The following is an 18,261-nucleotide window of genomic DNA, read 5'->3' as shown; positions in this document are numbered from 1 at the left end:
ACGTTTGGCAGACCTTTGCCGCACCTGCGCCCCAGGAGCAAATGTCTCTTGGCCCCAGGGCACGAATGTTGCATGGTGAAGTCCATGGCCGAGGACACCCCACCTCCGATTCCCACGGACTCCCCCCGCCCCAGCGGCTGCGGGCGCCTGCTCGTCCTGGCCCTCCTGGGCAGCCTGCTGATCACGGGCATCGTGACGTGGAAATTCATGGATCTGGTCAAAGACGGACTCGCCTGGATGAGCCAGGGGCTGGTCACCCAGGACATCAACGAAACCTTTCGCCAGTCCGTGACGCGCATCGTCTCCACCAATGGTGACATCCTGGAAGTGGCCACTCTGGAAACAGATGAGACTGTGACCAAATACGACGTGAAGACCCTCTTCAACCAGACCGTGTATCTGGGCACGACCGTGTCTGAAATCCGCACGCCCGTGGTCTATCGTTATCACATCCAGCTCTCCGACGGCTGGAACCTGCGGGTGGAGAATGGCCAGTGCATCGTCAACGCCCCGGCCTTGCGCCCCTCCCAGCCGCCCGCCATCCGCACCGACCGCATGGAAAAGAAATCCGAGTCGGGCTGGCTGCGTTTCAATGCGGCCGAGAGCCTGGCCACCCTGGAAAAGAACCTGACCCCCACGCTGGAAAAACGCGCAGGCAACCGGAGCCACCTGAATCTGATCCGCGAACCCGCCCGGAAATCCGTGGCCGAGTTTGTGAAAAAATGGCTGCTCACTCAAAGGGCGGGCCCGCTGGAGGAAATCCAAAGCATCACCGTCATTTTTCCAGATGAAGTGGCTCCCAGCGGCCAGCCCAGGACATTGCCGCCCACCTTGCAGGTGCCTTGATGGCCAGAAAGCTACGTCGTAGTCAGAAGCTCTTCGACCAAACGGGGGACCTCGACACTGGCCGTGCCCTGCCGCCGCTCCGTGAAGTGGCTGCTGATATCGGTGGATTCCAGATTGATCTCGATGAGGCGTTTGGCCCCTTTCGAAGCAGCTTGGCGGGCAAAGCCAGCCGCCGGATAAACCACCCCTGAGGTGCCGATGCAGACAAACACATCCACCGTTTCCAGCGCCTGGGTGATCTCCTCAATGTAATAGGGCATCTCGCCAAACCAGACGATGTCCGGGCGCATCTTCCCCACCTTCTCACAGATGGGGCAGGCGGTGGTCACCTCCAGGTCAGACTCCCAGTCCATCACATTGCGACACCAGAGACAGCGCACTTTTCTCAGTTCGCCATGCATGTGCCGCAGCTTTTTCGCACCGGCCCGTTCATTCAGATCGTCCACATTCTGGGTGACATGGAGAAAAGAGCCCGGCCAGGCCTGTTCCAGCCGCACCAGGGCGTGATGTGCCGAATTCGGCTGTACGGTGTGCAAGGCCGCACGACGCAGGTTGTAAAAGCGATGCACCAGCTCAGGCGTGTGGCGGAAGGCCTCCGGTGAGGCGACTTCCTCAATGTGATAGCCTTCCCACAACCCATCCACCCCGCGAAAGGTAGGCACACCAGATTCGGCAGAAAGGCCAGCCCCGGTGAGGACCACAAGATTCGGATGCGTGAGCCCGGCCATGGTCACTTTTTCGGGAGCTGATATTGGGTGGTGATCACGACCTGGCCAGCGGTGCCTTCATCCCGGCTGATCATGACATTGATGCTGGTCATGTCAGCGCCCTTCTGGCCTGTGATACTCACCGAATCATACTCCCCATTGACGATGCTGTTGACCTCATAGCCGCCGGACTTGAGCACGCCCTCGTAATGTTCTTTGACCGTGCGCACATCGCCCGGTGCTTTCCCCATCGTCATGCCACCCACGGCCTCCGCTTGGTCCACCCGGTAGCCTGCGCCATCTTCCAGCTTCAAGCCTGGATACTGCGGGACTTCAGCGGGAGGGGCGGAGGCGACCGCCACCCCGGCAGGGATGGTTTTTCCATCGGGGCCTTTGATGACCACGCCTTCGGTCTGGGCCTTGGAAGCATCCAAACCGTACTCCTCGCCTTTGTCGTTTTTCACCGTGAGCTTGCCCTTCTCCAGATCTTCATAGGAGATGGTGGATGTCTCGCCCGTGGACTTCTGTTTGAAGGTGATTTCACGTTTGGCGTCGTCCTTTTTCAGGACCTCAATGTCCGGGTTCATCTCCAGGGCCCACACGGCGGCCTTCGCCGGATCACCCGCAAACTCTTTGACCTTGGAGCCGATCTTGGCCACCAGGAAACCACCACCCACGAGGGCGGGCACGAGTAGAAGTCCGCAGCCGATGCCTGCCATGGCGAGACCGGAGAGACCTTTTTTCTGATTGGGGTTTTGTGGCTGGTTCATGATGATAGGAATGCGGACGTTCAAGTTCTGACATCGTGAGATTAGTTCACAATCCCCCCGAAGAACAATCTCTTTTGACTACGGAACTTCGCCTGTGGCGAGACGGGCCAGAGAGGCCTGGAGATTCCGCCTCGCCTGAGCTTCATACCGCTCCAGGAAAAACGAAGTCGAGTAGATCTGCGGTCGCTGCAAAAAGCTTTCCAGCACACGGCTGCGCCCACGCCGATAATCCTCCGCAGGCACCTGGGCATACTCGCGGCGGATGGCCTGCTCATAGGCCCAAAAGCGCGTTTCATCCTTGCCCAAAATGGCGAGATCAATGTCACACATCAGGGCGGCATCCGGTGTCGCATCTGGGATGTGTTTCCGCGTCAGCCCGATGAGGGACACCACATTCCGAATGAAGGAATCTGCCACACCGTATTCACTCAGCGCATCTCGCGCCATGTCGGCACTGAGGCCCTCATTGTCCATCTCCCCAGAGGAGTCATACACCGCATCGTGGAACCACAGGGCCACCTCGAGTTGCACGGGATGAACGGCCAGGCACTTCCCCTCATCTAGCTCCGTGAGGCACTCGTCCAAATGACACAGGTTGTGATAATGGCGATGCTCTTCTGAATAGGCAACCACCAGCCCGCCAAACCAGCTCTGGCCATCCCCTTCTGCCGGGATGGCTTGCCAAAGACGGGACCACCGCGAAAGCCGGATGTGAGGATGGCTTTCGTGCTGGCGAACGAACTCGATGAGCTGCTGCCGATGGATCGTCTGATTCTGGTGATAAAAATCATCCTCCGCCTCCAGCCGCGACAGGCTGCGGTCCGTCTGCGCCGCCAGCCAGAGGATGAAATCCTCCCGCCGTGCAAAGGCCTGCACCCAGGGATGGCCACAGGTCTGCAAAGACTCCACCTCCAGGGGAAGACCGTCCCAAATCTCGGAATAGCAATAGTGCCCGCCCTGGAAAACCAAGCCCATGCCGCAGTAATCGCGGTGGGCGTGGGTCAACGGATAGCCTTCCTCAAGCAGGGATGCGACCCTTGTGGCGAGATCGACCCCATAGGCAGCACCTGAGGAAAGCACATCCATTTTCATGACATTTTGTTAGGCTTTTTGAAGACCTGGGTTTCCAGCCTCCACGGCAAAGGAGGCGCGGGTAATCAAAGGTGCACCGGGGCGGGAGACATACTCCACGGCCTGATAGTTCGTTTTCCAATGCCCAGGCGTCACCTCACAGCTCACATACCCACGCTCCGTACTGTGGAATTTCACGAAAGGATTCTCGGCGTAGATGGCATCCAGGGTCTTCGGTTTCAGCAAGCCATCTCCACCTGAGCTGATGGAGGTGCCGACGAACTCCGTGGCCACCACTTTCGACTCCAGGTTGTCGAAGTCGGTGATGAGGTTGTTCGCCCAGTTGCTGTGGATGTCCCCGGTCAGAACCACGGGGTTGGAGATACGCTGCTCATCAAAGTATTTCAGGATGCGGCGGCGCTCCATCTCACAGCTCGGCCACTGGTCCATGCTGTAGCCTTTTTCTTCACCGGCCTTGCGATCGGTCAGCCCCATCATGACTTGCTGAGCCAAGACATTCCAGGTGGAAGGTGATTTAGCGAGACCTTCAAAGAGCCAGTCTCGCTGGATAACCCCGAGCAGGCTGGAATTGGGATTCAATGCTTCGGGGCAAAGAGGTTTGCTGCCATCTCCGCAAGGCTGGTCGCTGCGATACTGACGAGTATCCAGCACATGAAAATCGGCGAGGCGGCCATAACTCACGTTGCGATACAGCAGCATATCAGGGCCTTTGGGCATAGCACTGCGGCGCAGGGGCATGTGCTCATAATAGGCCTGATAAGCAGCAGCACGGCGAAGCAGGAAGTCCGCCGGCTTGACGTCCTTCTCTTCAGAGATATCGCTCGCATAATTGTTGTCCAGCTCATGGTCATCCCAGGTCACCAGCCAAGGGACGATGGCATGCATGGCCTGGAGGGCTGGATCGCTTTTATACTGCGCGTGGCGATTGCGATAAGCCTCCAAAGTATTGATCTCCGGTCCGGTATGTTTGCGTAAGCGTCCGTCCAGACCTTCCTTTTCATAGATGTAGTCACCGAGATGAACGACGAGGTCCAGATCCTCCTTCGCCATGTGCTCATAGGCGGTGAAGAGACCCGTTTCAAAATGCTGGCAGGAGGCGAAGGCAAAACGCAGTTTCTCCGGTAACGTTTCTTTCGCGGGGAAGGTGCGGGTGCGGCCCTTGGGACTCACCTCACCACCTGCTTTAAACTGGTACCAATACCAGCGTTCAGGCCGCAGCCCCTCCACCTCCACATGCACCGAATGGCCCCACTCAGGTGTGGCGATGGCGGTGCCTTGGCGGACGATTTTGGTCATGCCTTCATCTTCAGAAACCTGCCAGGAAACTTCCACGGGCACAGGGTCCATCCCGCCGCCCTCCAAAGGCTTGGGCGCTAGCCGTGTCCAGAGCACCATGCCATCCGCTGCCGGGTCTCCCGATGCCACGCCCAAAGTGAAGGGGTAGCTGGAGAACTTGGGTGCAGATTTCACTGCCCCGAAGGCCCGCTCACAGGTCAGCGCCGCTAGCGCCAGCGAGGCAGAACCCGTGATGAAAGAGCGGCGGCTCGAAACGCGAGCCGGGACGAGGGGATAAACGGGGGGTGTCATGAACAGCCAACGAAACGCCTGAGCGCGACCTTTTCATCAATGAAGATGCGACAGAAACGTGACTCAATGATAACGGGCGTAGGTCTTCCGCCAGAAGGGATCAAAAGCGGCCAACAGTTTTTCATAGGCGGAGCGCTCCGCCTTCTTCCTCGCGAGGTCACTGCCATCAAAGATGAAACTTCCGCCCACCTTGTCATTGTTCTCCTCGAGAGCGCCATAGATGTAGCCCGTGCGGGTATTCATCAGCACCGCCGAGGCCGAAGAGGTGATTTCATAACGATTCACGCTTAACAAGCCAAGCGAAAGTGCCGTCAGGGGAGGCACCACATCATCATTTCTGAACTCCGTGCTCACGGTGTAAATAAGGATGGCATCGGCCTGCAATTTCGCGGCGGCCTCACGCAGATCTTCGTCACTGTTCAAGGACTCCGGCAGCAGCAGACGATTCAGCGTCGCCACGCCTTCCAGACCCGGTAGCTTCTGAAGCTTTTCCAGATCCCCTGCCCTCTCAATGTCACGGGTGGTGACGACGCTGTAAGCACCCGAGCCATGTGCCCTGCCAGAATCGGAGCGGTAACCGCTCTCCTGCACACGCACCACCGCGATATTGGCCGGGAACTTGATGGCGGGTCGAGCGACATAGGCCTTCTTCACTTTCGGGTCCGTGAAGGTGCCGAGGTTCGCGGGTCGTCCAGGTGTGGTGTAGGTGGCGCAGGAGGCCAGTGAGAGAAGGAGAACGGAAGAGACAAGCGTGGGTTTGATAAGCATGGCAATTCCCCCTGCGAAATTCCGCAGAGAAACGGATCATCCCGAAGAAAAGAATTTCAACGAGCCTTCAAAACGCCCAGCACAGCCTCACGCAAACGAGCCACAGCCTGCGAATCAGAAAAATGATTCACCATCAGGGCAAAGCTGAACTCGGCCCCCGAAGCTCCTTTCACAAAACCCGTGTAGGAACGCACGCCCGACATGGCCCCGCCTTTCCACCTCACCGTGCCATCTTCTGTGGCCAGCAGGGACTCACGATAAACCGCCCCCTGAGGTCCTGCGCCTGCTACATGCTGGAGTTGGGCAAGATCCAGTGGCCGGATGAAATCCGACCGTGCGAGACCGCAACCGTCCTCCATGCGTAGCCCTTCAAAAACCAGCCCTCGTGACCGCCAGTGAGCCCGCAGCACTTCATCCGATGACCGACCCTCGCGAATGCCTAACAAACGATACAAACACTCCGTCTCATGATTGTCTGAGGTGGCATGGATGCTGGTGACGATCTCCTTGAGCGAGGGCGAAAGATGCTTGATCAAAATCTCCGATGTCTCCGGGATGGACTCACCCGCGCTGCGCAGTTCGCCAGCGCTCACGGCATCTCCATCCACCTGAATCCCTGCATCCACCAGCAAGACCCGCAGGTGATGGGCTGCATACAGCTCCGGGTCTGGCACGGCCGCCGTCACTTCAAAGTTCCCGGCACTCAGAGGGACCGTCCCACGCAGATGCAGGACTGCGGTGCGTTCACCGCCATGAATCATGACTCCATCCCCTGAATTCGCGGCTCCCGTGGTCACTTCATTCACCCACTGGACCTTCGGCACCTGAGGGCTGGCCACTAGAAATGTCGCTTTGGCCCCAACTTCCTTGCCGGGGCGAATCCGTACGAGGCTGCGGTTATGCTCCAAATTCAGCCCGGAGACGCCGCTGCCATAGCCGTTGCCAATGTCTCCCCAATTCCAAAAATCATCGTAGAGAGAACCGGGGAACAGGCTGCCATCGCCGATGATGCGTCCGTGAATGCGCTTCACCCCTTTTTGTAGAAGCGTGAGCACCCAGCCCTCAAGGTCATTCAGTGAGAGCATGGGATCTCCACCACCACGAATGATCACATCACCAGTTAGGCCACCTTCTTGAAGGGGATTCGTGGTTTCTACGATTGTTTCCAAACGATAATCAGGCCCCCATTTCTCTAGAGCAGTGGCCGTCGTGAGAGTCTTCAGGGTGGAGGCGGGGATGAACGCCGTTTGACTGTTCAGTTCTTCGATCACCTGCCCCTGGGCATCTAGTAAGCAAAAACCTATGGCGGCCCCTTGCATACCCGGCTCTTCACGGGCCATCGTAAAAGCCTGCTTAAGCGCCGAGACCGCTGGTACGGGAGGCAAAGGTTCTTCGCGAAAACGAAGAACCAGCAAGGCTGCCAATGCGGCTAGCAGCAGGCAAAGGAGAACGTTTTTCACAGCGCAGGATACTCCTTTATCATCTCGTTGCTCAGGGCTTCTTGGCCAGCCAAGTCAGGACCACATCGGGAAAATCGGTGAACAGGCCATCCACGCCTGCCTGAGTGAAGAGCAAGTCCATGAGGTCATCTGCCGAATGCGCAAACTTGGGCAGTTCATCGGTGCGCAAGGTGTAAGGATGCACCTTGAGGCCCTGGGCATGAGCGTCTTTGACCAAAGCGGTCACCTTGCGGTCCTCGGCAATGATGCTGCTCAACGCAGGACCGATGCCATCCGCCACCTGCTTCAGCTCCGCCAGACCGGCAGGCGAACGCAGGTAGGCAAAGTCGGTGCCGTCCGTGCCTTTGGCACCTCCGCCCATGAGCATGATGAGACGGCCTTTCCAGCCTAACTCCAAGCGTATTCTTTTCACTTCCTCGTATTCAAAGCACTGCACATGGCAGGCAGCTTCACGGCTCTTGTAGCCATACTTTTCCAGGATGGGCAGGACGATGCGGCTGATGTCGTGTCCTTCCTTGCGATGCCAGGCAGGCTGTTTGATCTCGGGATAAATTCCCGCTTGCCGCCCAGTGCTGCGGTTCAGCCCCTGGATCAGCTGCAGCTCCTCCTCCAGCGTGGGGATCTGGAAGGTGGAGGTATTCATGGGGAAGCGTTTGGGAAACACCTGCTGGCCCGTTTTGGCATTGAACCGTTCCGTCACTCGCAGTTGCTTCAATTCTGCGAGGGTGAAGTCCAAGGCGTAAAAGCGCCCATCTTCCCGCTGCCGCCCTGGGAACCGCGTGGCCACATCGCTGATGGTATCCACATGAATGTCATGCAGCACCACGGGCACATCGTCCTTCGTCAGCACCACGTCTTGTTCAATGGAAGGTGCGCCCTGAGCATGGGCCATGGCCTTGGCCTCCAGCGTATGCTCGGGCAGATAACCACTGGCACCACGATGAGCGATGACAAGGGGAGAAGGTTCCTGGGCCATAAGGGGAAACGAGAGTAACGCGAGAAGGCATCTCATGGGAACATCTGAGGCAGGGCGAAAAACAGAAAACATGAATCCTCATGCTGACAGAGTCCCCGTACTGCCGTCAATATGAAGAATCTCCACCATGACACCTGCCCCCACTACCCTCAATCGTTACCCCGTCCAACGCTGTCGTGGTGCCCTGTTGGATTGGTCTGCGGCTGTGTGTCTAGATCGTTTCACGTTACCCTGGGAGTCCACACCTGTACCCTCCACTCAATTCCGCGCTCTATGGGATGAAGAGCGGCTACACTTCCGTTTTGACTGCGTGGATGAAGACCTGGTGCTGGGCACCGGCGACACCGTCAAAGAACGTGTGCTCGGATCTGACCGGGTGGAGATCTTTCTGACCCCCGATCTCACGCTCACGCCTTACTACGCCTTTGAGATGAGTCCACGAGGTGAAGCCTTGATCTATGCCGCACGTTTCTACCGCGAGTATGACTGGGACTGGACCTGCCCGGAGTTGCACCTCGACGCAAGTATTCAAGGCCATCGTTATCAGGTGCAGGGCAGTCTGTCGCTGGACCTGCTGCGTGAGCTGAATGTGCTCAAACCGGGGGCCTATGAATTTTATGCCGGGGTATATCGAGCGGAATTTTCCCACACGGCGGAGGGCGGCATTCACTCGGGCTGGATGCCCTGGGTGGACCCCGAAACAGTGAAGGCCGATTTCCACACGCCGGCTTCCTTTGGAATTTTTGAACTGGTGGAGTAGCGCCTTAACGCGGGTCCGTGCCATAAACTCCGCCCACTTCTTGCACCGGAAGTTTTGGCTTGGAGGCTGCGGGGCGATCTTCCGCGAACCAATGATTGTTTTCAAAACGGAAGGTCTCTGGGGCCACTCCACTGCCGATATTGACATCCACCTGCACCTGAGCGCGGCGGAAGACGATGCGGTTGTTTTTCACCAGCACATTTCGGCAGGGCACAAAGCCCGGTTCCTGGGTCTCCTGAAGGATGCGGAAGAGCCACTTTTCGGGAAACAAGATCGTGTTGCCGCTGAATTCACAGCCATCCACGCCGACAAAGGCGGCCGCGCAGGGGCTGCCTTCGATGATATTTTCACGCACCACAATGCTCTGCGCCTCATGCTTGGCCCCCTGCGGGCGGAAGTAGGCTAGCCCTGTGGAGCCACCGATATTCAGAGGACGCTGCCCGGCATTCGTGAAGCGGCATTTTTCCACCACGATCTCCGAGGTGCCGCCTTTGAGCTGGACACCTGCACTGGCGGAGAAACCCGTCTTGCCCACAAACTGGCAGCCCGTGATGAGCGACTTGTGGCAGCCGACAAAATCAATCCCCTGCCCACCCCAACCCGTGATGGTGCAGTCGCGGATCGTGAGGTTTTCCAAACCGGAACACTTGATGCCATCGTGATTCCCCTCGGGGCCGATGTCGCTAATGTGGATGCGATCCAGAGTAATGCCTTTGACAGGCTTCTCGAGGTCTCCTCCATCGTCGAGATTGATCCCATTGCCACTCTGGCCGCTGATGCGGACATTCCGCAATGTTAGCCCCGCACATTTGGAAAACTGCCAACCATTCCCAGCACCTTTGAAATGAGGTGGAGACTTCGGATCCAAGGCCTCGATGGTCAGATTCTCCACGCCTGTGACATGCCAACCACCAGGATAATCCCCTGGAGCGATTTTCAAAACGGTGCCCGCTTTCAGTCCGGCCACGGCAGCCTTCAGAGCAGCGGCATCGCGGACGATCAAAGGCTCGGCCTGGACCAGAGTTCCCAGGCAAAGTCCCAGCAGGATGAGGCAGGCGCGTTTCATGAAAGTGACTCAGTTACGGGTGAGCCCGGCTGGCAGCTCCTTCAGGCGCTGCACCTCTGTCACCTCATGGAAGAACCAGGGTTTGCCGCTAGCCTTTTTGTAGATCACGGTCTTGCTGGCATACTTAACGCCATCGTGCTCTTTCCAGTCGCTGAAAAGGTAGTAGTCCCCCCGCCAGTCGAGGCGGCGCAGGAGCTGGGTTTCTTTGTCAAAGTAGATATCCATGGCGGGATCTACCGTGCCGCTGACTCGGAGGCCAAAAAGTGGCGGGCCTTCATGCGTGAGCTCGGGGATGATCTCCACCTTGGACTGGGGATCCACGAGGATGCCGAGGGTCCAGGCCCAGACGTCATATTTAGCCGGTTCATCGGCACGCTCTTTTTTGCCCAGCCACCAGTACTTCGGCACGTCCAGCACGGACTCGCGGGAGGAGGCTTTTTTGCCCTCATCGGGTGTGGGGTTGGCACCGAAGTGAAAGGTTTCCTTGATGCGGAAAAGCGTGAGCAGCTTGTCCTTCCCACCCACGGCCGTCACCACCTTGTCAATGAGGGGCTGCACAGCAGGGGCTGGTGCGGGCGCGGTTTGTGCCTGGGTGGATAGAGCGGCTGAAAGGAACAGCAGGGTGCAGAGAGAGCGTAAAAACATAGTCGGTGGCGGGAGGTAATCCGGCGCACTAGCCTATACGCGGTCGCCCGGCCCTTCATGCGCGGCCCCCTGAATGAACAAAGCTAGCAGCGGAAAATCCAGCTACGCCCTTGAATCTGACCGTATCGCCCGCCATCTCTAGGCGACTATGCGCATCCTTTCCGGCCTCCAACCCAGCGGACGTCTCCACATCGGCAACTATTTTGGCATGATGGAGGCGGCCCTGAAGCTGCAACACGAAGGCGAAGCTTTTTACTTCATCGCCGATTACCATTCTCTGACCAGCATCCACGAGGGCAAGACCCTGCGCAGCAATGTGCGCGACCTATCCATTGATTTCCTGGCCTGCGGTCTCGATCCCGAGAAGTGCGTGTTTTTCCGCCAGAGTGATGTGCCAGAGCACACGGAGCTTTCCTGGATCCTGAGCACCGTGACCCCTATGGGCCTACTGGAACGATGCCACAGCTACAAGGATAAAGTGGCGAACGGCATCAGCGCCAGCCACGGCCTCTTTGCCTACCCGGTGCTGATGGCGGCAGACATCCTCATTTACGATGCGGATCTGGTGCCTGTGGGTCGTGACCAAAAGCAGCACGTGGAGGTGACCCGCGACATTGCCATCAAGATGAACGAGACTTTCGGCCAGGGCCTGCTGAAGCTGCCAACACCGCGCATCCGCGAGGAAACCGCCGTGGTCCTGGGAACCGATGGCCGGAAGATGAGCAAGAGCTATGGCAACACCATCCAACTCTTTGAAGAACCTGCAAAGCTGAAGAAGGCCATCATGGGCATCCCCACAGACTCCACCCCGGTGGAATCGCCCAAACCTATCGAGAACAGCAGCATCCTGGCACTGTATCAACTCGTCGCCTCACCGGCTGATTACGCCGCGATGGTGGCGGATTTTCAGGCGGGCGGCAAAGGCTACGGTGACTTTAAAAAACGCCTTCTTCAGGGCATCACCGACTACTTTGCCCCCTTCCGCGAGAAGCGAGCCGAGCTGGTGGCTAACCCCGAGTATGTCAACAAGGTGCTGGCCGAGGGCGCTGAGAAAGCCCGTGCGGTCGCCCGCAAAACCCTGGAGCGCGTGCGCCAGGCCGTCGGTCTCGGAGATTAATCTGCGCTCTTTTTGATGAATCCCAACGGCTACGAACTCCTCGACAGCGGCAACTTTCAAAAGCTGGAACGCTTTGGTGAAGTGGTGCTCTCTCGCCCCTGTGCCCAGGCCGTGTGGAAGCAAACGCTCTCCACCATCGTCTGGCAAAAGGCCACGGCCACCTTCTTCCGCGACGGCGGCAACCAGTGGCGCGGGCGGGATCGCCTGCCCGGCACCTGGGACATCGGCGTGGATGGCACCCGCTTTCAGCTCAGCAGCACGGACTTTGGCCACCTGGGTATCTTCCCGGAGCAGCGCGACCAGTGGAAACGCATCCGCGAGGTGTGTGGCGACTACCGTAAAAAGCACAACCGCGCGCCGCGTGTGCTGAACCTCTTTGCCTACTCCGGTGGCAGCACGCTGGCGGCCGCGCATGGTGGCGCGGAAGTGTGCCATGTGGATGCCTCCAAAGGCATGGTGGACTGGGCGCGCAAGAATGCCACGCTGAATGGCCTGGATGAAAAACCCATCCGCTGGATCGTGGACGATGTGACCAAGTTTCTCGACCGTGAGCACCGCCGCGAGCGCAGTTACGACCTCATCATCCTGGACCCTCCAAGTTATGGCCGGGGAGCCAAAGGAGAGATCTTCAAAATTGAAAATGATCTGCCACCGCTGCTCTCTCTCATCGGCAAACTGATGTCCGATCAACCCCTGGGCGTGCTGCTTTCCTGCCACACACCCGAGCTAACGCCCATCTCTCTGCATCATTTGTTAGTCCAGCAGTTCGGCTCCTCCGGTGGCAGCCTGGAACAGGGAGAGATGCAACTGCGCGGCGCAGCGAATGTGCTGCCCGTGCCCAGCGGCAGCTTCTGCTGGTGGCTGAAGTGATCTGCTGCCATGCCCGTCGTCACCTCCAGTTACCAGGCACCCCGTTTCCTGCGTAACGGCCATGTGCAGACGGTGTTGCCGGTCTTTCTCCCACGTGCCCGCCCGCCGCAGCCCAAGCATGAACGCCTGGAACTGAGGGATGGCGATTTCCTGGACCTGCGCTGGTATCATGCAGGGAACAAGCGCCTGGCCATCCTCTCGCATGGGCTGGAGGGCTCCGCCGAGGCCATCTACATCCGCAGCATGAGTGCGGCCCTGCTGCATGCAGGATGGAATGTGCTGGCGTGGAATTTCCGAGGCTGTGGCGGGGTGGAAAATCGCCTGCCGCGCTCCTACCACAGCGGCGAGTCCAATGACCTGCGCAGCGTCATTGAGCATGCCTCCGATGCCTACCCCCAGATGGCCCTCGTCGGTTTCAGCCTGGGCGGCAACATCACCCTCAAGTGCATCGGCGAAATGCCCGCGCATCCCCACATCGTCGCCGCAGTGGCGGTCTCGGCCCCGGTGGATCTGGCCTCGAGTGCGCGTGTCCTTGACGAGAACAAAGACAACCGTGTTTACCTGAAACGCTTTTTAAACACCCTCGTCCTCAAGATGGAGGCAAAGGCACGGCGGTTCCCCGAAAGCTTTGATCTGCGTGGCATCCGCAGCATCCGCACCATCAAGGAATTTGACGACCGCTTCACGGCACCTCTGCATGGCTTTCGCGATGCGGATGACTACTGGGCCCGTGCCAGTTCCCTGCCCCATCTGACGAAGCTGCGTGTGCCCAGCCTGCTGCTGAATGCGCTGAACGACCCCCTGCTCACCCGGCCCTCCTTCCCGCAAGAACTCGCCTTTCACAGCGACCTGCTGCACCTGGAAACGCCAAACTATGGCGGCCATGTGGGTTTCCTGGATCACCGCCTGCGCGGCTGGCATGAACGCCGCGCGATTGAGTTCATCAACGCCTGCTGCGTTTGAGCCAAAGCACGCCGAAGCCCAAAAGTAGGAACAGCCCCGCACCGGCGAAGAGCAGGGTCTTGGGGAACTCAGGATAAACTCGCGTGACTTTGACATCGGTCACCTGGATGCCTTCGGCTTTGGCAGAAACTGGCGCTACGGCCGGGGCCGCTTCCACGGCCTTTGTGGTCTGCGTGAGTTTGAAAGGGCGGCTGGTTTCGCCAGGAAAGATCACCTGCGGTTTGCGCTCGTCGTTGCCCTCTTCGCTGTTCAGCAGGATCAGGCTGACGTTGGCCCCTTTGCCAAAGGCGATCTTAAAGCTTTCGGCACCCGCAGGCACATCGGTCTTGGCCGTCGCCAGCAGATGCGTCTCCGCTGTGTCTGGCTTTACCGCCTCATAGGTCGCACCATCCAGAGCCACGAACTCGCAGGCTGGCAGCGGCAGCGTTTGATCATTGAATGTTAGGCCGACATTCGCCTTCAGATACTCAGTGGCCTTTGCATAGGTGGCAGCTTTTTCCGTCTCGCTCTGGCTCAGGTACCAATCCGCTGAAACAGGTGGCAGTGATGTGGGCTGATCACTCAGAAACACCCGGGGATCCAGGTTCATTTTCAGCGTGAACTGGCTCCCCTTCGTGAACTCCGCCTCGATGGTCATGTTCGGCACCACATGCGCCACCGCCGAGGTCACGAGCAAGAAAGGGGACAGCAGCCAGATGGGGAAGCGCATGAGGGATGAAGCCAGCTTATTTTCGCACTGGCTCACCCAGGTGCTTTTTGAAGAAAGCCGCCGCGATGTCCACGGTCTCGGCGCACCAGGGATCGCTCATCCAAAAAGGATGCGGGGCGAATTTCAGGGTCTGGACTTCAGTCTCGATGCCCAGGGCTTTGAGCTTTTCCATCATTTCAGCCCGGCCGATTTTCAGGCTGTCTTTTTCCCCTTCGATGAAGATCGTCGGCGGCACCCCGGCGCGCACATGGGTGATGGGTGAGGCGGTCTTGTACACCTCCGGCTTTTCTTCCAGGCTGCCACCAAAGAACAGGATGGCACCCTCATTCTTTTTGCCCACATTGGAGGCTACCAGATCCTGCGTCGCCGCCATGACGATGGCCGCTTTCACCGCGCTCGACTGGTCCTTAAACGGACCCTCGCCCTCAAATTCAGCCAGCCCACTGGTCATGGCCGTCAATCCGGAGAGGTGCCCCCCGGCGGAGCCTCCCATGCAGCCGATGCGTTCTGGGTCAATCTTGAGTTCCTTCGCATGAGCCCGCAGGCAGCGCAGGGCTGCCTTGCAATCATGCAGCGCTGCCGGGTACTTCGCCTCTGTGGACAGTCGATAGCTCACCAGGGCGGTGACAAAACCACGTTGCGCGAGGCGCTCCATCATCGGCTTGTCCGCTTCCACCTGACGCTTCTGCCAGCCGCCGCCGTGGATGTCCAGAATGCAGGGCCAGGTGCCTTCAGCATCAGGCACATAAATGTACAGCTCCACCGTGTGCTCTGGGTATTTAGCGACTTCCAGGGTCTTCAGAGTGAAGCCAGCCGGAGTCTGCGGATTCAGCTTCTGCCACTTGGGGCCTTCAAGAGCAGGTTTTTTGGCTGTAGGCTTGGTGTCAGCCGCAGACAAAAGCGGAACTAGACTGATGGCCACAAAGCCGAGGATAACGGATTTCATAAGATGATAAACAAGGGTCGTTCTTTAAAATTAACAGCCAATCAAGCACCTCCTAGATCTCGATCCGCCCTGAGATGCCCGTCCATAACAAACTCTCTCATCTTGGCCGCCTTTGGTCCTGCCTTTAAAAGAGTTTCGTCCTTGATCTTCGCGCGCTGCGACAAACGAATTTGCACATAAACAGCCAGCGGAACGTCTGGCGATTTTTTGAAGGATTTACGATCCACTCGGGGAACGGTTTCATCGTCCTTCGTTAAAGCCTGAACCTGGGCGCGGCGAAAAGCCCGATTCGCCTTGGCCTTATGTTTCGAAATCGCTTTATTGGCGACGGACCTAGACTCAGCACGACCATTTCTTCCGTCCTTGGCATAGCTATAAAGCTTCTTTTGCTGAGGGGTCAGTCTCGTTTTCATCGAGTTATTAAAGCTCCTCTTCTTCGTCATCCTCGTCCGGATCATTCAGGAAGACACGGATGCTGCGCTCTTCCAGCGCGAAACGCACGTCCTCGATGTCCTGGTCATCAATGCTCAGCCACACGTTGGCCCCTTCACGTTCCACACCGCCTGCCCTCACCGAATGCAGCGCAAAGCCAAACCGGCCATAAAAGGGCACGGAATGGCGGGTGGTGCGCAGCCAGAGCTCCATGGGGCGGTCCTCCGTTTCCAGCAGGGCAATGCGGGCGGCCAGCAAGGTGGTGCCCAGCCCACGGCGGTGGTATTCCCCATGCACCATGCCATGCACCAGGGTGGCGGAATCCGAATCGCCGATCAATTCCAGCCCACCGCAGGCGACGAGCTCCCCGTCATACTCAATGACCAGGATGTAGGAGGTGCCCACGGTCAAAAACTCCGCAAAAGCTTCCAGACCGCCTTCCGGCAGCAAATCGGGCGTGTTGGAGCGGTAGATCTCCAGGCAGGCCTCAAAATCCTCCGGCTGATACTCGCGCACCCGACAAGGGGTAAGCTTGGGCACGATCGCCTGCAGGAGCGGTGAAAGCTCGCGCTCGGCCTCGGAATCGGGTTCAAAATCGCTGTAGGACATGGAGGGACAGTTTGTGAGGGTGCCTGGAGCACTCGTCAAGCAGTGCGTGGGGACAAAAAAGAACCGCCTTTCCCAATGAAGGAAAAGGCGGTTCTAAGACAGTAAAAAGAAGGATTAACGGGCCACCACGGCTGCCGTGCGGGCAGCAATCGTTGCCTGATGCGCTGCGCGCAGACCTTCCAGACCACGGTAGGTCTTGCTGACCTTGGCGCAAAGGCCGCGGCTAACAAGGCCCTGAAGCTTCTCATAAGAACGCAGGCGGAGCATTTCTTCGCCCCCGCTCACAGCATTCTTCAGCTTTAAATTGTCATAAACCAGTTTGAACAACGCGTTGAACTCAAGAGTGTCCCCAGCGGACAATACATTGACGAGCTCATCGGTTACATGGTCAGGGACGCGGCGGGAGAAACGTGTTTTGCGAGTCGGTGTCGTAGCCATAGAGGTCTTTAGAATAACACGTTTTTCAGAACTTGCGACGTATTTGTGATAAGAAGCTGTTATTTCTCAGTTGGGTCTCTTTCCTGATAGAATGCGGCTCCCAGCGCGTTTTAATGCGTCCAATGTCGGCAATGGCCGAAAATTAAGTGCCGTTAGGCCACATCCAAAGCTTACTTAGCGGCAATTTTGAAAAGTTGCTTTTTGGTGCGGATAAAAAGAGCTCCATCCGCCGCGGCGGGTGCCGCCGTCATGGCATCCGGCAAGACATTTTCCGCCAACACTTCAAATTTAGGCCCTGCGCGTAGCACACGGGTATCTCCACGGTCATTGCTGAAGTAAAGGCGATCTCCTGCAGCAATAGGGCTGGGGAGGTGCTGGCCCGTGAGGCGCTCCTCCCACACGTCTTCCCCGGTGACGGGATTCATGCAGGTGACGATGCCCCCACGGGTGATCTGGAAGAGCAGGCCGCCCACCAGCACTGAATTGGCCTCGCTGGCATTGCGCTTTTCGCGGTCCCAGATCACGTGGCTGGCCGTGATGTCGCCCTTCATCTGGGCATCAATTTTCACCCCCACCGTGTGGGACCTCTCAGAGCCCGTGTTCAGCACCAGCACGTTTTCGCAAACCAGCGGGCGGATGGCCGCATTGAAGCCACCATGGCGCACCGTCCACAGTTCCTTGCCCGTATCCACGGCATAACCAAAAGCAGCGCGGGAACCAATGGAGACCAGCGTTTCCACCCCGGCCAGATTGAAGACGCTGGGCGTGTGGTAGGCCTTGCGCATGTCGCCATTGCGCGTGGGATAGCCCTGAGCATCCAGATCACCATAGTCCGTGGTACGGGCGGTCTTCCACACGGTTTCCCCCGTCTTCTTGTTGAGGGCAGTAACAAACTGTTGGTCAATGCCATCAAAGGTCAGGATGAGCAGGTCCCCATGAATCATCGGTGAGGAGCCGGGCCCGCGATAATGGCGGACATTGATGTCCCGGCGCTCCCACACTTTCTTGGCCGTGACCGGGTCAATGCGGGCGGTGCCATAGGTGCCAAAGTGGACATAGAGCGCATCGGCCTCCAGCACGGGGGAGGGTGCCGCATAGTTGTTCAGCGGATTGCCCAGCTCCTCGGGTGCCGCGTTTTCAAACACCACGTCATGGTGCACCACCTTGCCGCTCTGGCGGTCAATGCCGTAGAGGAACTGCTTCTTGCCATCCGTGGTCGCCGAAGTGAACCAGATGCGGTCGCCGCCAATCACTGGGGAGCTGTGCCCCTCATCCTGCAGGTCCACCTTCCAGACGATGTTTTCCCCCGTGGTGGCATTCCACTTCAAAGGCAATTTAGCCGCCTCCGCCGCAGGCACCACACCATCAAAAGTCGGGCCGTTTTTATCCGGCCAGAAAACAGGTGTCGTGGCAGGCTGGGCCGCAAGTGCCGCCGCAAAGGCGAGCGTGGAAAGCTGGAGACGGAAAATGACAGACATGTGCTTCTAGTCACGGGTGGTG

General features: G+C 58.3%; 20 protein-coding genes. 5 read left to right on the top strand and 15 right to left on the bottom strand.

All coding sequences use genetic code 11. The features are described from left to right. Window positions 1–84: 84 nt before the first annotated feature. Window positions 85–846 (top strand): hypothetical protein, encoded by a 762-nt coding sequence (locus ABEB25_RS21590; protein WP_345738520.1) that lies wholly within the window; start codon window positions 85–87, stop codon window positions 844–846. A gap of 11 nt (window positions 847–857) precedes the next feature. Here the strand turns inward: ABEB25_RS21590 and ABEB25_RS21585 are convergent, their stop codons facing one another. The 7 genes from ABEB25_RS21585 to glpQ form a co-directional block, all read right to left on the bottom strand. Further along, window positions 858–1,574 carry an NAD-dependent deacylase gene (locus tag ABEB25_RS21585; RefSeq protein ID WP_345738519.1) on the bottom strand — a complete coding sequence of 239 codons (717 nt, stop codon included), beginning with the start codon at window positions 1,572–1,574 and terminating at the stop codon, window positions 858–860. 2 nt (window positions 1,575–1,576) lie between these two features. Further along, window positions 1,577–2,347 carry a hypothetical protein gene (locus tag ABEB25_RS21580; RefSeq protein ID WP_345738518.1) on the bottom strand — a complete coding sequence of 257 codons (771 nt, stop codon included), beginning with the start codon at window positions 2,345–2,347 and terminating at the stop codon, window positions 1,577–1,579. Window positions 2,348–2,401: 54 nt separating this feature from the next. Then, a complete protein-coding gene (locus ABEB25_RS21575) occupies window positions 2,402–3,415 on the bottom strand; it encodes an HD domain-containing protein (RefSeq protein WP_345738517.1) in 1,014 nt (337 codons plus the stop codon). Between the two features lie 9 nt (window positions 3,416–3,424). Further along, window positions 3,425–5,002 carry an alkaline phosphatase D family protein gene (locus ABEB25_RS21570; RefSeq protein ID WP_345738516.1) on the bottom strand — a complete coding sequence of 526 codons (1,578 nt, stop codon included), beginning with the start codon at window positions 5,000–5,002 and terminating at the stop codon, window positions 3,425–3,427. A 63-nt stretch (window positions 5,003–5,065) separates the two neighbouring features. Beyond that, a complete protein-coding gene (locus ABEB25_RS21565) occupies window positions 5,066–5,770 on the bottom strand; it encodes a hypothetical protein (protein ID WP_345738515.1) in 705 nt (234 codons plus the stop codon). Window positions 5,771–5,826: 56 nt separating this feature from the next. Then, complete coding sequence (gene dacB, locus ABEB25_RS21560) at window positions 5,827–7,230, bottom strand: D-alanyl-D-alanine carboxypeptidase/D-alanyl-D-alanine endopeptidase (protein WP_345738514.1); 1,404 nt, start codon at window positions 7,228–7,230, stop codon at window positions 5,827–5,829. 31 nt (window positions 7,231–7,261) lie between these two features. Further along, the gene (gene glpQ / locus ABEB25_RS21555; RefSeq protein WP_345738513.1) at window positions 7,262–8,206 is read right to left on the bottom strand and encodes a glycerophosphodiester phosphodiesterase; all 945 of its coding nucleotides are present in this window, start codon (window positions 8,204–8,206) and stop codon (window positions 7,262–7,264) included. Window positions 8,207–8,333: 127 nt separating this feature from the next. On the opposite strand from glpQ, the gene ABEB25_RS21550 reads away from it, so the two are divergent. Continuing rightward, on the top strand, window positions 8,334–8,966 hold the full coding sequence (locus ABEB25_RS21550) for a sugar-binding protein (protein ID WP_345738512.1): 633 nt from the start codon (window positions 8,334–8,336) through the stop codon (window positions 8,964–8,966). 4 nt (window positions 8,967–8,970) lie between these two features. Here the strand turns inward: ABEB25_RS21550 and ABEB25_RS21545 are convergent, their stop codons facing one another. Then, a complete protein-coding gene (locus ABEB25_RS21545; protein WP_345738511.1) occupies window positions 8,971–10,032 on the bottom strand; it encodes a right-handed parallel beta-helix repeat-containing protein in 1,062 nt (353 codons plus the stop codon). A gap of 9 nt (window positions 10,033–10,041) precedes the next feature. Next, window positions 10,042–10,677: a hypothetical protein gene (locus ABEB25_RS21540; protein ID WP_345738510.1), complete on the bottom strand. Its 636-nt coding sequence runs from the start codon at window positions 10,675–10,677 to the stop codon at window positions 10,042–10,044. Window positions 10,678–10,825: 148 nt separating this feature from the next. On the opposite strand from ABEB25_RS21540, the gene trpS reads away from it, so the two are divergent. The 3 genes from trpS to ABEB25_RS21525 are packed head-to-tail and all read left to right on the top strand — an operon-like array spanning window position 10,826 to window position 13,627. Then, a complete protein-coding gene (gene trpS / locus ABEB25_RS21535) occupies window positions 10,826–11,794 on the top strand; it encodes a tryptophan--tRNA ligase (RefSeq protein WP_345738509.1) in 969 nt (322 codons plus the stop codon). Window positions 11,795–11,809: 15 nt separating this feature from the next. Further along, window positions 11,810–12,664: a class I SAM-dependent methyltransferase gene (locus ABEB25_RS21530; protein WP_345738508.1), complete on the top strand. Its 855-nt coding sequence runs from the start codon at window positions 11,810–11,812 to the stop codon at window positions 12,662–12,664. 9 nt (window positions 12,665–12,673) lie between these two features. Then, the gene (locus tag ABEB25_RS21525) at window positions 12,674–13,627 is read left to right on the top strand and encodes a YheT family hydrolase (RefSeq protein ID WP_345738507.1); all 954 of its coding nucleotides are present in this window, start codon (window positions 12,674–12,676) and stop codon (window positions 13,625–13,627) included. Here the strand turns inward: ABEB25_RS21525 and ABEB25_RS21520 are convergent. From ABEB25_RS21520 to ABEB25_RS21495, 6 genes are all read right to left on the bottom strand, one after another. After that, window positions 13,608–14,336, bottom strand: a complete 729-nt coding sequence (locus tag ABEB25_RS21520) for a hypothetical protein (RefSeq protein WP_345738506.1) — start codon at window positions 14,334–14,336, stop codon at window positions 13,608–13,610. The genes ABEB25_RS21525 and ABEB25_RS21520 overlap by 20 nt on opposite strands. Before the next feature lie 16 nt (window positions 14,337–14,352). Then, window positions 14,353–15,282 (bottom strand): alpha/beta hydrolase fold domain-containing protein, encoded by a 930-nt coding sequence (locus tag ABEB25_RS21515; protein ID WP_345738505.1) that lies wholly within the window; start codon window positions 15,280–15,282, stop codon window positions 14,353–14,355. A 41-nt stretch (window positions 15,283–15,323) separates the two neighbouring features. Beyond that, a complete protein-coding gene (locus tag ABEB25_RS21510; protein WP_345738504.1) occupies window positions 15,324–15,695 on the bottom strand; it encodes a hypothetical protein in 372 nt (123 codons plus the stop codon). Window positions 15,696–15,702: 7 nt separating this feature from the next. After that, a complete protein-coding gene (locus ABEB25_RS21505) occupies window positions 15,703–16,323 on the bottom strand; it encodes a GNAT family N-acetyltransferase (RefSeq protein WP_345738503.1) in 621 nt (206 codons plus the stop codon). 114 nt (window positions 16,324–16,437) lie between these two features. Continuing rightward, the gene (locus ABEB25_RS21500) at window positions 16,438–16,761 is read right to left on the bottom strand and encodes a hypothetical protein (protein WP_243838762.1); all 324 of its coding nucleotides are present in this window, start codon (window positions 16,759–16,761) and stop codon (window positions 16,438–16,440) included. A 170-nt stretch (window positions 16,762–16,931) separates the two neighbouring features. Beyond that, window positions 16,932–18,239, bottom strand: a complete 1,308-nt coding sequence (locus ABEB25_RS21495; RefSeq protein ID WP_345738501.1) for an outer membrane protein assembly factor BamB family protein — start codon at window positions 18,237–18,239, stop codon at window positions 16,932–16,934. Between the last annotated feature and the right edge of the window lie 22 nt (window positions 18,240–18,261).

This window comes from Prosthecobacter algae (genome assembly GCF_039542385.1).
In the GTDB taxonomy this organism is placed as follows: Bacteria; Verrucomicrobiota; Verrucomicrobiia; order Verrucomicrobiales; family Verrucomicrobiaceae; genus Prosthecobacter; species Prosthecobacter algae.
Note: the sequence above shows the minus strand (reverse complement) of the source record. Positions and strands in the feature narration are given on the sequence as shown.